Origin of the sequence: Caballeronia sp. TF1N1, from assembly GCF_022878925.1 — a bacterium.
Taxonomy (GTDB): Bacteria; Pseudomonadota; Gammaproteobacteria; order Burkholderiales; family Burkholderiaceae; genus Caballeronia.
This window is the reverse complement of the sequence record NZ_CP084627.1, coordinates 341,654-354,971: the sequence shown is the minus strand read 5'-3', so window position 1 is coordinate 354,971 and position 13,318 is coordinate 341,654. Positions and strand designations below refer to the sequence as shown.

Genomic DNA, 13,318 nt, shown 5'->3' with positions numbered 1-13,318 from the left:
TCAACTCGTGCTCTTCGCGGGTTTGAGCGCCGCCGCGATCTTTGCGCCGTCCGGGCTGCCGAGCCCCGTGCAGGCATCCCATCCCGCCGCTGCCGCGAAACTGCCGTTATCGCCTTGCGTGATGTCGTGGAACGCACCCTTCGCCTTGTACAGCTTCGGATTGATGAAGCCCGCGGGGGAACCGTTGATCGCGTTGATGCGAGCGATCAGCGCGGCCCACAAAGGCGCGACCGCGCTCGTGCCGCCGACGACCGTCTGCTCGCCGTCGATCAGCACTTCGTAGCCGCTTTGCGGCGAGGCGTCGCCCGATACATCCGGCACGCCGCGCTTGGCGAGCGCCGTCGTCTTGCCGCCGGCATGCGCGACGCTCAGCCCTTTCTGCCACGAAGGCAGCGCGAACACGCCGCTCACACCGCCGCCACCCGATCCGCCCTGATCGCCGTCGTTCCACACGACTTCCTTCGTGATCTTCTGCGCGGATGCCGCGACGCTCGTGCCGCCGCAGCCGAGCACGTAGGGACTGGATGCCGGGAAATCGACGTGATCCGCGCCGTCGCCGACGCCGTCGGTCGAACCGCTGTCGCCCGATGCCACGCATACCGTGACGCCGAGCGCCGCCGCGCTTTGCAGCACGTCGTTGAACGCGCCGATGGATTGCGCCGACCAGTTGGATTCCGGTCCGCCCCAACTGATGGACACCACGGACGGCTGGTTGGTGTCGTCGTGTATGGCGCGATTGACGGCATCGACGAAGCCTGCGTCGCTATTCGGCGCGAAATACACCGCGATGCGCGCGCCCGGCGCGACCGCTCCGGCGATTTCGATGTCGAGCGTCACTTCGCCGTCCGGACCATTCGGATTGCCCGTGGGCGCATTCTTCGCGTCGTCCACGCCGACCGACACCACTTTCGGCGGTTTCACGCCGAGCTTCGAGAAGTACGCCGTCAGGTCGCTGGTCTTGTAACCGCCGCCCAGCTCGATGATCGCGATGCATTGCCCCGCGCCGTCGCCTTCCGGGAAGTCATAGAGTTGCGCGAGATCGAGCGGCGAAAACGACGATGCCGTAAGGCCGCGCGCCGGTTTGAACGGCGGCCGGAAACGGAAATGCGGACGCGCTTGCGGCTTGCTGTCGAGGCCGAGCACGGCGGTGACGGCCTCGTGCACTTCGTCGGGAACATGAACGGGTCCCGCCTGGCCGCGATACTCGCCCATGTTGTGATGCTGGAAACGTTCGAGCTTCACGTCGAACGCCTTCTGAAACTGCTCGATGGTGCCCTTGAGCACGACGCTGCGCGTTTCCGCTTCGGCGCGCACCACCGTCAGGCCGTATTGCTCGGCGAACTTCTTGACCTTGTCGACGTCTTCCTGCGACGCGCCGAAGCGCTTTCCGAAGTCCGCGCGGGTCACGGACTGCGCCGGGGCGTCGCCGGCTTCGATGTGCTTCATCATCTGATCAAACGCTGCTTCGTCCTTGCGGCGCAGCATGACGATGACTTCGATCTGCTCGCCAGGATCGCACGCGCCGACGCACTGTGCGTCTTCGGGGTTGCTCTTGCCGCTGCCGCTTACCGGTTGCTTTGCCATGGTGTCGATGCTCCTCGTTGGCAATTCGTTTTAGGCCCGATCCTGCTGCTTGGCGCATCCGGCGCATGTCGTTTCTTTCGATGCTTTCGCTCTGAAAAACGTGCGCGCCGCATATCGTCTTATTTTCCGCAATCGATTGCAATTGCTCGGACCGTTGATTGAAGGATGCAGTTCCGGCAGGACAAAGCGTGTCTCGATATCGAAGTTAGTTATTTGCCTTCGGGCTGCTTTTTGTCTCGGTCGGCAACGATGATGCCGCGCGCGCCGACCGCAAGAATAGGTCGCGGCAACGGCTAACCCGTTCGCTCTTGCGCGTACTCCTTGCGCACGCCTTGAGGCAGCCAGGGCTCGCGATGCTCGCACCAGAGTTCGTAGGCCGGCTCGAAAACGCCGGTCAGATCGAACGCGCCGAGCGGCACATCGACTTCGTCGCGCGTCACGTACTCCATGTACGTCACGGAGCCGCATTCGGGACAGAAATGACGCCTGCCTTCGTCGGAACTGCGCCACGTCGATGTGCGGCCGGAAAACTCCACGTTGCCGCGGTGATAGATGACGTAGGAGCCGAACGCCGAGCCGTGCACGCGCCGGCACGTCATGCAATGGCACATGCCGACGCGCAACGGCCGGCCTATCGCGCGGAACCGGAATGCGCCGCACGCGCAGCCGCCTTCGTGCGTCACGGTTTCATCGATTGCTTCAGTTTGCTGATTCATCGAGCGACTCCTTGAATGTTCGGTTTTGCCGCACTGCACCGCCGGCACCGATCCGCCCCCGTGTTTGTTACGATAGCCCTTCGCGACTGCGACCTGCGACCTGCGGCAATCGACAGCGACCGACAGCAACCCACAGCAACCATCAGGCACGGGCGGCACCCATGAGCACATCGAGCACGACTCTCACCTTGTCACTCCTTAAGCTACTGCCCGGCGTGGCATCCGAATCCGGCCCAGCCGCGTCCGATCTCGTCGCGCATGTGCTCTCGCACGATCGCTTCAACTCGGCAGCCAACGCGCCCGCCCTGCGCGAAACCTTTCGCGACGTGACGGTCGAGGAAGCGATGTCCGACGAGTACGTCTTCCCGCTCGGCCAGACCGGTCAGTCGATCGTGCTGACAGGCTATCGTATCGCGGCGGGTCATATCGCCGAACGCGCCGCCGACGAATGGCTCGAACTGGCGCATCGGGACCGCATCGCGCGCGGCTTGCCGGCCATGCCGCAGGCGCACGAACCGGCCCTCGCGCCCGATCCCGCCGAGGCCGATCAACTCCTCGACCGCGCGGTGGAATGCGCGCAACGCATTCTCGACCCGGTGGCGAGCGAACAGATTCTCTCTCTCTTCGAGACGCACTATCGCGGCAGCCGCGAATTTTTGCGGCTCAACTGGGAAGGCTTGCCAGAAGATCTCGTGCCGGAATCGCGCCGACCGCTCGCCGTGCTCGCCTCGGCGGAACGGCGTGAAAAGCGCGATTACGATCCCTACGGCCTCGAAGGCGCCGCCGATTACGACGTCGACCGGCCGCTCGCGTATCGCGAGAAGATCGGACCGTTTCTCTTCACGATGACGTATCGCCACGAGTATCCGCAAGTCGACGACGAACGGCTTGGCACCGCCTTTGCCGTGTTCCACGAGGCGGGCAGCGATATCGTCGCGGCCGCGGTCAAGCTGCAACTCGTCAAGGTGCCGCCGCTTCACAGCAGCGCCGATCTCGTCTATACGCTCGACACCTATTCCGGCGAAATGCTGTCGCTCGCGCTTGCGGCCACCGAGGCGCTCGGTCCCGAACGGCTGTGCGAAGTGTTCAATGCGCATCGCGTGATCTATATCAGCCTGTGGGAAGTGCGCAAGCCGTGGCGCGGCGAGGGTCTCGGGGTCGCGCTGTTGCACGAGGCGCTGGAACGCCTGCCCGCCGATGTCGATGGCCGCCCGAACGCGTTATGCGTCGCGCCCGAGCCGTATCAGACCGACATGCGTCACTTCGACAAGCTGCCCGCCGTGCTGCGCGAGGAACTGAAGACGCCGGCGCGCAGGCTCGCGACTCATCTGAGCAACTGGCTGTCGCGCTCGAAGCTGCCTATCGCCACGCATTTCTTCGTGCCAATGGCGCGGCACGCGGGCATCGGTTCGGCGGGAGAGAACGCGCGGCTGATCGACCGGATCATGGAAAGCGAAGCCTGAGGAAGTCGCTCTACAAGCCAGCCATGCGCACGCGACATGGCTGGCATGCGCAGATTTCGATTGTGAGGGGATTTTGGCGTGCCTAGAGTGCGTCGATCCCCTCACCTTTCGATCCCCACCATGACGCTTCGCCTCTCGCGGTTTCTGCGCGGCCTGCTCGCCGCTTCGTTCGCCCTCGCCGTCTCGTTCGCCCATGCGGACACGCTCGACACCATCCAGAAAAACGGCGTGGTGCGCATCGGCGTATTCATGGACTATCCGCCGTTCGGCTCTATCGGCCCGGACATGAAGCCGCAAGGCTACGACATCGAGATGGGCGAATACCTGGCGCGCGCGCTCAAGGCGAAAGTCGAGTTCGTGCCGATCACCGGCGAAAACCGCATGGCTTATCTCGCCACGCACAAGGCCGACTTGCTGCTCTCGGTCGGTCAGACGCCCGAGCGCGAAAAGGTGATCGATTTCTCGCGGCCTTATGCACCGTACTATCTGGCGGTGTTCGGACCGAAGTCGCTGGCGGTGAAGACGACCGCCGATCTCGCGGGCAAGTCGGTAGCGGTGGCGCGCGGCACGCTCGAAGACTTGAGCGTGAGCAAGGTGGCGCCGCCCACGGCCGATATCAAGCGTTTCGAAGACCCGAACGGCGCGATCTCCGCGTTTCTGGCCGGTCAAGCGCAATTGCTGGTAGTCGGCAACGATGTTGGCGCAACGATCATCGCGCGTAATCCGCCCGTGCAGCCCGAGCAGAAGTTTCAGTTGTTCAGTTCGCCGGATCATGTCGGATTGAACAAGGACGAGCCCCGACTTTTGAAGGAAGTCGATGCGGCGATCGTTCAGGCGAAAAAAGACGGCACGCTCAACACGCTTTCGACGAAGTGGCTGAAGGCGCCATATCCGGCGGATCTTTAAGCATTTGCCAATGGCATGGCTTGCATGGGAAGCCGGCGCTGCCGGCTTTTTCTTTTGCGCCCTTGCAACGCAAAGCCCGTCTTTGCAGACGCTAGCACGAAAGACGGTTAGTTGCCGTCGCGCTTATTCATCGCTATTCATCCGTTTGTCGCCGAAGCGCGTATAGATAGGCATTCGCTTACCGCTTCGCACCGCTCAGGAGAACGACGATGAAACCCGCAATCCGCTTGGCCGCCCTTGCAGCATTCGCCATGAGCGCTGCGGCATCGGCGCAGACAATGGACCCGGCCGCCGCACCTCAAGCCATGCCGATGCCTACGCCCATGACTATGGCGGCCAACACGCCGCTTTCGCGCGCCGAAGTCCGCGCGGACCTTGCACGCGCTCGCGCCGATGGCACCATCCCGCGCTACGGCAATCCCGATCCATACGGGCCGGCGCGTTCGGCGCGCGGCGCACCGGGCAGTTATCCGCGTAGCTGAGTATCGCGTTGCCAGACGGTCAGCGCATCGGCGACGCGCTCGATCACATCGTCCCAATCTCCGGGCGCTTGCTGTCTGAAAAGCCGCGCGGTCGGATACCACGGGGAGTCGTCGCGTCCGGCGAGCCAGCGCCAGCAAGCGTTCGAGCACAGCAGTATCCACAGCGGCTTGCCAAGCGCGCCCGCGAGATGCGCCACGGATGTATCCACGCTGATGACGAGATCCAGCGATTCGATGAGCGCGGCGGTATCGGCGAAATCGGCGACTTCGTTCATCGGGTCGGACAAACGCCAGGCGTCGGGCAGCGCGGCACTTTCCGCGCGCGCCGTCGCGCCCTTCTGAAGACTGACGAAGTGCACGCCGGGCAAGGTCAGCAAGCGCTCGCATTGACGCGCGGCGAGCCAGCGGCGGCTGAAAGCGGCAAAGGCGTCGCGCAGTCCCGGACGCGGCTCGCCTGTCCAGGCAATGCCTGCTTTCAACGTGCCCGCGGGCAACCGAGCGCGCCAGAACTCGACCTTTTCGCGCGGTGCTCGCAGATAAGGAACGGTCGATGGAATAGTCGCGAGCGTCGTCCCCATGAGGAAAGGCAGGCTCATCAGGAAGCAACTGTAGTCGTGGGCCGGTAGCGCGTGCAGATCGGCCGGCGCGATGCATGCGTCCACGCAATCCATCGCGCCGATCAACGCGACCAAGGCCGGCGGGCAGACCACCGTCAGACGATCTAGCCCACGCACTTTGAGTACAGGAAGGTAACGGCTGAACTGAATGGTGTCGCCGAAGCCTTGCTCGGCCATCACGATGAGTGTCTTGCCCGTCAACGCTTCGCCCTGCCAGCGCGGACCCGGCAAAGCTGGCGGAAGCGCGCCGCGCTGCGCGAAGCGCTCGTCGTAGCGAGCCTCGAAGAGCGGCCATCCTTGTTCATAACGGCCCGTGCCGAGCAGCAAGGTGGCCAGATTCATCTGTGCATCGACGCACTCCGGATCGATCGACAACGCGTGCCGGAAGGTCGCTTCCGCATCGGCGAGACGTGTTTTGTCCTCGCGATACACGTTTCCGAGATGCAAATGCGCCGCGATGAAATCCGGCCGTATGGCCAAGGCTTTTTCATACGCGGCTTGCGCTTCGTGCAGGCGGTCGAAACGGCCATGAGGGCTTACGTCGTAGATCGCATCGGCGAGATTGAAATGCGCATCGGCGTCTTGCGGCGCAAGGTCGACGACATGACGATACGCGCCTTCCGCCTCGGCGAGCCGCCCTTGTTCCCCAAGCACGATGCCCAAATTGGTGTACGCCGCCGCGTAGTCCGGCCGCAAGCCGACAGCCCGCCGATACGCATGCTCGGCATCGACAACGAGCCCGGCATCTTTCAAGACGTTGCCGAGGTTCAGATGCGCGTCCGCCCAGTCGGGCCGTGCGGCAAGCACGTGCTCGAACTGTGCGCGCGCCTCGCCGAGCTTACCCAAGGTCCGAAGCACGTTGCCAAGGTTATTCCGTGCTTCGGCAAAGGCAGGCTGTGCATCGATCGCGTGGCGATACTCAGCCTCGGCCTCCGGCAACCGGTTCGTGCGCGCGAGCAACGCGGCAAGATTCGCATGAGCCTCGGCGAAATCGGGTTTGAGCGCGAGCGCGCGACGATAACCCTCCTCGGCTTCGTCCGCGCGCCCTTGCCGATCAAGCACGTTCGCGAGGTTGTAATGCGCGACCGGATAGTCCGGAAGAAGTGCGAGCGCGTTCCGATAAAGCGTTTCCGCTTCACGATAACGCTGCAACTCGTTGAACAGATTCGCCAGGTTGTTGCGCATCCCGGCGTCGTCGGGACGCGCATCGATTGCGCGCAGCCAGTAGCGCTCCGCTTCGTCGTGACGTTCGAGTCGATAGGCGCAGACAGCGGCGAGATTGAGCGCGTCGGCGTCGAGGACCAAGGGCGCGAGCGTCTCCAGCGCTTCGGCGTAGCGTCCGTTCGAATAGAACGCAGCCGCTTCGTGATAGCGATTCGTATCGGATGGCATGGGTTGGATAGGTGTTTCAAACATGTCGAGCCACGGCGAATGGCGGCTGACGTCGAGCGAATATTTTGAGGCGCGCTCGATGATCGAAGCGTCACAAAGTGCGCCATATGGCGCTCGCCGGGCGAAACAGCCATGTTCGCGTCATCTTTGCCGACGCGTTTTCGCAGCTTATTTACGCAGCCATGCAGTATTTACTTGCATGGTCCGTGTTCAGACGAGCGAGTAGTCGGGCGCACCAGCGTCTGCCGCCGATGGCATTGGACTTGCTGTGACTCTTGGCTTGCGCGAATGGTCGAACGTTCGGTCGTCTTACAGCGATCGAACAAAGGCGGCTCGCGTATCACGCGCCATCCTCAAGACCTCAGGGACGTGGTTCATCGAGACCTGCACGGCGTGGCGCGCCCAACCGAACGAGCGAGGAGCATTCAATCGCCATGTCCCCAGTCAAAACGCCTTCACCCCTTTCACCCGATACACGCGATACACGCGATACATGCGATACCGACGACGCGGCCCAGAAACCGTCGCGTCGGCGCTTCCTGCAATCGGCGGCAGCGAGCGCGGCCGTAGCCGCCGCGCCGCTTGCGTCGACCGCGCGCGCGCAACAGCAAGCTGCAACGCCCGCCGTCGCGCCACCCGCCACCTCCGCGCCTACGATGCCGGTCAAGCTGACTATCAACGGTCATCCGTACGAGCTTCAGGTCGAAGCGCGCACGACCTTGCTCGACGCCCTGCGCGAATACGCCGACCTCACCGGCACGAAAAAAGGCTGCGACCGTGGCCAGTGCGGCGCGTGCACGGTGATCGCGGGCGGGCGACGCATCAACTCGTGTTTGACGCTTGCCGTGATGCACGAAGGCGAGAGCATCACGACCGTCGAAGGCTTGGCTCCCGGCGGCGATGCGCTCAGCCCGTTGCAGCGCGCGTTCATCGAAAAGGATGCGTTTCAGTGCGGCTACTGTACGCCCGGGCAGTTATGCTCGGCGACCGCGCTCATCGACGAATACCGTGCAGGCGATGCCAGCGCCGCCACCGCCGACGTGCGCTTCCGACCCGCGCAACTCTCCGACGATGAAATCCGCGAGCGTATGAGCGGCAATATCTGTCGCTGCGGCGCGTATCCGAATATCGTGGCGGCGGTGAAGTTCGTCGCTTCGTCGCAAGGTTAAGGGAGAGCACATGGACGCGATCTCTTATCAGCGCGCCGCCGATATCGGTGCGGCGCTACAGGCGGCCAGCCAGCCCGGCACGATGTTCATCGGCGGCGGCACGAATCTGCTCGATCTCATGAAAGGCGGCGTGGCGCGGCCCACTCGTCTCGTCGATATCACCCACATCGACGCCCTGAACGGCGTCACGACCTTGCCCGGTGGCGGGTTGCGCATCGGCGCGCTGGTGCGTAATAGCGACGCCGCGAATCACGCGTGGGTGCGCGAGCGCTATCCGCTCTTGTCGCAGGCATTGCTTGCGGGTGCATCGGCGCAATTGCGCAACATGGCGACCGTCGGCGGCAACCTGATGCAGCGCACGCGCTGCTATTACTTTTACGACACGGGCTTTCCTCAATGCAACAAGCGCGCGCCCGGCAGCGGTTGCGCCGCGCTCGAAGGCAACAACCGCATTCACGCGATCCTCGGCGCGAGCAGTCAATGTGTCGCGACCAATCCCTCCGATATGAGCGTCGCGCTCGCCGCACTCGATGCCGTCGTGCGCGTGACCGGCCCGCAAGGCGAGCGGACCATTCCGTTCGCGGAGTTTCATCGGCTGCCGGGTGACCGGCCCGATCTCGATACCACGCTCAAGCCCGGCGAACTCATCACGGCGGTCGATCTGCCGCCGCCGCTTTTCGCGGGACATTCGAAGTATCTGAAAGTGCGCGACCGCGCGAGCTATGCGTTCGCGCTCGTCTCCGTTGCCGCCGCCTTGCAGATGGACGGCAACACCGTGAAGGCCGCGCGCATCGCGTTGGGCGGCGTCGCGCACAAACCGTGGCGCGCGAACGCGACGGAAAGCGCGCTCATCGGCAAACCGCTCGATCGCGCGTCGCTGCAAAACGCGGCCGCGCTCGCCGTGCGCGATGCCAGGCCGCTGCGCGAGAACGGCTTCAAGGTGGCGCTCGCCCAGCGGGCGATCGTTCGGGCAGTGGAACAAGCGGGAGGCACGGCATGAGCATCATCGGCAAACCATTCGATCGCACCGACGGCGTGCTCAAGGTCACGGGCCAGGCGCGCTATTCGGCCGACAACACCGACGCCAAGCTCGCGCATGCGGTGCTGATCACGAGCACGATCGCCAAGGGCCGCATCGCCTCTATCGATACCAGCGGCGCCGACACGATGCCCGGCGTGCTGCTCGTCCTGACGCACAAGAACGCAATGCGTCTGCCCAACGGCGGCGTGCCCGACGCGCAACCGCCCGCCGTGCGCAAGCTCACGCTCCTGCAAACCGACGAAGTGCGCTACAGCAACGAGCCGGTGGCGGTGGTCGTCGCGGACACGCTGGAACATGCGCAAGGCGCGGCGCGCCACGTGATCGTCCGCTACGAGGGCGCCATGCCAAACGCGGAATACGTGCGTGCGCGCGGCACGGCGTATCAACCCGAAAAGATGATGGGCCGCCCGATCACCACGAGCCGCGGCGATGTCGATGCCGGTCTGCGCCAAGGTCAGACGCGCCTCGACGCCGTCTATACGACGCCCTACGAGCATCACAATCCGATGGAGCCGCACGCGACGCTCGCGCGCTGGGACGGCCCCAATCTCACGCTCTACGACGCGACGCAAGGTGTTTCCGGCGCGCGCGGCGCGGTATCGAAATTTTTCGGCATTCCGGAAACGAATGTGCGCGTGATCTGCCCGTTTGTCGGCGGCGGCTTCGGGTGCAAGGGCTCGGTGTGGTCGCATGTCGTGCTGGCGGCAATGGCATCGAAACAGACCGGACGTCCCGTGAAGCTCGTGCTCGAACGTCCGCAGATGTTCGGCATGGTCGGCAACCGGCCGTTCACCGAACAACGCATTCAGGTGAGCGCGCACGGCGACGGCACGATGACCGGCATGAAGCACGACGTCATCTCGACCACCTCGACCTTCGAGGACTGGACCGAGAGTTCGGCCATTCTCACGCGCATGTTGTACGCGGTGCCGAATCAATCGACCTCGCACAAACTCGTGAAGCTCGACATCGGCACGCCGACATTCATGCGTGCGCCCGGCGAGACGAGCGGTTCGTTCGCGCTCGAAACCGCGATGGACGAACTCGCGTATCAGTTGCACATGGACCCGCTCGCGCTGCGCATGAAAAACCACGCGAACATGGAGCCGCAAGAGAAAAAGCCGTGGTCCAGCAAGTCGCTGATGGAGTGCTATCAGCGCGGCGCGGAAAAGTTCGGCTGGGCGCGCCGCAACCCGGCGCCGCGTTCGATGCGCGACGGCAACACGCTGATCGGCTGGGGCATGGCGACGGCGACGTATCCGGCGAATCGCAGCGAGGCATCGGCGATCGCGCGCATTCTGCCCGACGGCACGGCGATGGTCGCTTCCGGCACGCAGGATCTCGGCACCGGCACCTACACCGTGATGACGCAAGTCGCCGCCGACGCGCTCGGCTTTCCGCCCGACTTCGTGCGCTTCGCGCTCGGCGATTCATCCTTGCCGAAGGCGCCGGTATCGGGCGGCTCGCAGTCGGCGGCGAGCGTGTCGCCGGCGGTGCGTGCGGCGGCCGCGCAGGCGCGCGATCAGTTGATCGCGATGGCGCTCGCGGATCGCGGATCGCCCGTCGCCGGTTTGTCGCGCGAGGACGTCACGGTGAGCAATGGCTGGGTCGTGAGCGTTTCGACGCCGGACAAGCGCGATCCCGCGGCGGCGATCATCGCGCGAAACGGCGGCAAGGCTATCGAAGCGACGGCCACGGTGCGCCCCGGCGACGAGAAAAAGCAGTACTCGTTTCACTCGTTCGGCGCGGTATTCGTGGAAGTGCATGTCGATGCGGACCTGGGCATCATCCGCGTGCCGCGTGTCGTCGGGGTGTATGACGTCGGCACCTTGCTCAACGAGAAGACGGCGCACAGTCAGTTGATGGGCGGCATCGTTTGGGGCGTGGGCTCGGCGCTCTTCGAGAAAGGCGAACTCGACGGCCGCTACGGCCGCTATACCAACGCCAATCTCGCGGAGTATCACGTGCCGGTGAACGCGGATATCGGCTTGCTGGATATTTCCTTTGTCGGTCAGCCCGATCCGCATATCAATCCGGACGGCGCGCGCGGCATCGGGGAAATCGGCATTACGGGCGTGGCGGGCGCGCTCGGCAGCGCGGTGTATCACGCGACCGGCGTGCGCGTGCGCGACTTGCCGATCACGCTCGATAAAGTCATGCCGAAAACGATGGTGTAGTGCGGAAGGAAAGGTACGCGCGGCGCTCAATGGCACGAATGCACATTGCGCCGCGCGGATTTTTTTGACGCTTGCGGCGACTATCGACGCGCTGCACAATCGATCCTCTTCCCCACGCGAGCCGCACCGATGACCTACTCGTCAAGCGCGACCGGCATCCTGCTGGCAGCAGGGCTCGGCACCCGCTTCGATCCTTCCGGCCTTCACAACAAGCTGCTGGCGCCCTTGCCGAACGGCACGCCGGTCGTGTTTCAGTCGGCGCGCAGGCTGCTTTCGGTTGCTTCGAGCGTGATCGCGGTGGTTCGGCCGGGCGCGGAAAAGTTGGCGGAAGTGCTGAACGAAGCCGGCTGCAAGGTCATTTTCAGCATCGATGCCGAGCGCGGCATGGGCGCGACGCTCGCCGTGGCCGTACGCGCCACCGCTGACGCGGAAGGCTGGCTTGTCGCGCTCGGCGACATGCCGTGGATCGAGCCCGCGACCATCGAAGCCGTCGCGCGTCCGCTCGACGCAGGCGCGCGGCTCGTCGCGCCGTTTTATCGCGGCACGCGGGGACATCCGGTGGGGTTTGGCATCGAGTACGGCGCGGCGCTCGCCACGCTCGATGGCGACGCAGGCGCGCGCGGCATCTTCGCCATGGAAAAGCCGACGGTCATCGAAGTGAATGACCGGAACGTGCTGCGTGACGTGGACTTGCCTGGCGATTTATCGGACGGTTAACGCAGTCGCTTTGTTACGTGGAGTCATGCACAACGAGCGCGGGCATGGACATGCCTCGGCCGTCGTCGATATTTCTGCGGCAATCGCCGTCATGCTCTCCAATGCACCGCATCCGAACGACGGCGCTTGCCCCGCGCCGTCGACCTCGCAATAACGCCTACGCGGCGATCGCCGTCACATTCGCCGGGCCTGCCACGTCCGCGTTGGCATTGACGTTCGCGCTCAGATAACGCCGGCTCACTTCCACCAGCGTCGCGCCGAAGCCCTTCTTCGCCTTGAAATCGGTACGCGCGCTCGTCACCACGCGCGGCGCCGCGCTCCACTCGATGTGCGCGCCCGTTTCGATCAACGCTTCGACGAGCGCGACATCCTCGCTGGATTCGAGCGGCGGAAAACCGCCTGCCTGCAAATAAGCCCGTGCCGAGACGCCGAGATTCGCGCCGTGGATATGGCGATGCCCGTCCGCATCCGTATAAGTGCGGCCGAAATGCTCCTGCACCGCGCCGAGATGCGGCGACCAGTCATGCACGCCGATCACGCCGCACACCGCATCCGCGCAGCAGTCGAGCTGGCGCGAGAGCCAGTCGTCGGCGACGGTCGTGTCGGCGTCGGTGAAGGCAAGCCAGCGCGCGCCGAGCGCGAGCGCCCGCTCCGCGCCATGCGCCCGCGCGATGCCGACATTGCGCGCGTCGATACTCGTGACGTGCGCGCCGAGTGCGGAGGCGATGTCGCCCGTCTCGTCGCTGCAACTGTCGAGCACGACGATCACGCGCACTTCTTCTCCCAGCAATTGATGATGGTCCGCCGCGCGCCGGGCGGCAGTCACGCACGCGCCGATATGCGCGGCTTCGTTATGAGCAGGGATGACTATGGCAAGCATGGCGACTCCGTTTTGATTTTGTGGTTCATCGGCAGTCAAAGCCGCGATTGTTTCGAGGTACAGCAATGGGTGTACCCATGCGCACGCGGCGAGGCTCGCAACCGCTCTTAAGGGCACGACCATCCCAAAAAAGTTGCCCCAAAAGCCGAAGCGCCGATAGAATTCACTGTATG

At 64.4% G+C, this 13,318-nt stretch carries 11 protein-coding genes; 7 read left to right on the top strand and 4 right to left on the bottom strand.

What is annotated here, in order from left to right; translation table 11 throughout:
• Together LDZ28_RS15660 and LDZ28_RS15655 are read right to left on the bottom strand one after the other, a co-directional pair.
• Positions 1-1,584, bottom strand: a complete 1,584-nt coding sequence (locus LDZ28_RS15660) for a protease pro-enzyme activation domain-containing protein (RefSeq protein ID WP_244829306.1) — start codon at positions 1,582-1,584, stop codon at positions 1-3.
• Positions 1,585-1,877: 293 nt separating this feature from the next.
• Positions 1,878-2,300, bottom strand: a complete 423-nt coding sequence (locus tag LDZ28_RS15655) for a GFA family protein (RefSeq protein WP_244829304.1) — start codon at positions 2,298-2,300, stop codon at positions 1,878-1,880.
• Between the two features lie 188 nt (positions 2,301-2,488).
• Here LDZ28_RS15655 and LDZ28_RS15650 point away from each other — a divergent pair, with 188 nt between their 5' ends.
• The 3 genes from LDZ28_RS15650 (at position 2,489) to LDZ28_RS15640 (ending at position 5,151) form a co-directional block, all read left to right on the top strand.
• Positions 2,489-3,763 (top strand): inositol monophosphatase, encoded by a 1,275-nt coding sequence (locus tag LDZ28_RS15650; protein ID WP_244829303.1) that lies wholly within the window; start codon positions 2,489-2,491, stop codon positions 3,761-3,763.
• 120 nt (positions 3,764-3,883) lie between these two features.
• Positions 3,884-4,669, top strand: a complete 786-nt coding sequence (locus tag LDZ28_RS15645; protein ID WP_244829302.1) for a transporter substrate-binding domain-containing protein — start codon at positions 3,884-3,886, stop codon at positions 4,667-4,669.
• A 209-nt stretch (positions 4,670-4,878) separates the two neighbouring features.
• A complete protein-coding gene (locus tag LDZ28_RS15640) occupies positions 4,879-5,151 on the top strand; it encodes a DUF4148 domain-containing protein (RefSeq protein ID WP_244829301.1) in 273 nt (90 codons plus the stop codon).
• Here LDZ28_RS15640 and LDZ28_RS15635 read toward each other — a convergent pair.
• The gene (locus tag LDZ28_RS15635; protein ID WP_244829300.1) at positions 5,136-7,160 is read right to left on the bottom strand and encodes a tetratricopeptide repeat protein; all 2,025 of its coding nucleotides are present in this window, start codon (positions 7,158-7,160) and stop codon (positions 5,136-5,138) included. The genes LDZ28_RS15640 and LDZ28_RS15635 overlap by 16 nt on opposite strands.
• 434 nt (positions 7,161-7,594) lie before the next feature.
• On the opposite strand from LDZ28_RS15635, the gene LDZ28_RS15630 reads away from it, so the two are divergent.
• The 4 genes from LDZ28_RS15630 to LDZ28_RS15615 all read left to right on the top strand — a co-directional run bounded on the left by LDZ28_RS15630 (position 7,595) and on the right by LDZ28_RS15615 (position 12,265).
• Positions 7,595-8,329 carry a 2Fe-2S iron-sulfur cluster-binding protein gene (locus LDZ28_RS15630; RefSeq protein WP_244829299.1) on the top strand — a complete coding sequence of 245 codons (735 nt, stop codon included), beginning with the start codon at positions 7,595-7,597 and terminating at the stop codon, positions 8,327-8,329.
• A 10-nt stretch (positions 8,330-8,339) separates the two neighbouring features.
• Entirely contained in the window at positions 8,340-9,329 is a 990-nt protein-coding gene (locus tag LDZ28_RS15625; protein WP_244829298.1) for a xanthine dehydrogenase family protein subunit M, read from the top strand.
• Positions 9,326-11,548: a xanthine dehydrogenase family protein molybdopterin-binding subunit gene (locus tag LDZ28_RS15620; RefSeq protein ID WP_244829297.1), complete on the top strand. Its 2,223-nt coding sequence runs from the start codon at positions 9,326-9,328 to the stop codon at positions 11,546-11,548. Before LDZ28_RS15625 ends, LDZ28_RS15620 begins: the two co-directional genes overlap by 4 nt.
• Positions 11,549-11,677: 129 nt before the next feature.
• Positions 11,678-12,265: an NTP transferase domain-containing protein gene (locus LDZ28_RS15615; RefSeq protein WP_244829295.1), complete on the top strand. Its 588-nt coding sequence runs from the start codon at positions 11,678-11,680 to the stop codon at positions 12,263-12,265.
• 157 nt (positions 12,266-12,422) lie between these two features.
• Here LDZ28_RS15615 and LDZ28_RS15610 read toward each other — a convergent pair whose 3' ends face one another.
• Positions 12,423-13,145, bottom strand: a complete 723-nt coding sequence (locus tag LDZ28_RS15610; RefSeq protein ID WP_244829294.1) for a glycosyltransferase family 2 protein — start codon at positions 13,143-13,145, stop codon at positions 12,423-12,425.
• Between the last annotated feature and the right edge of the window lie 173 nt (positions 13,146-13,318).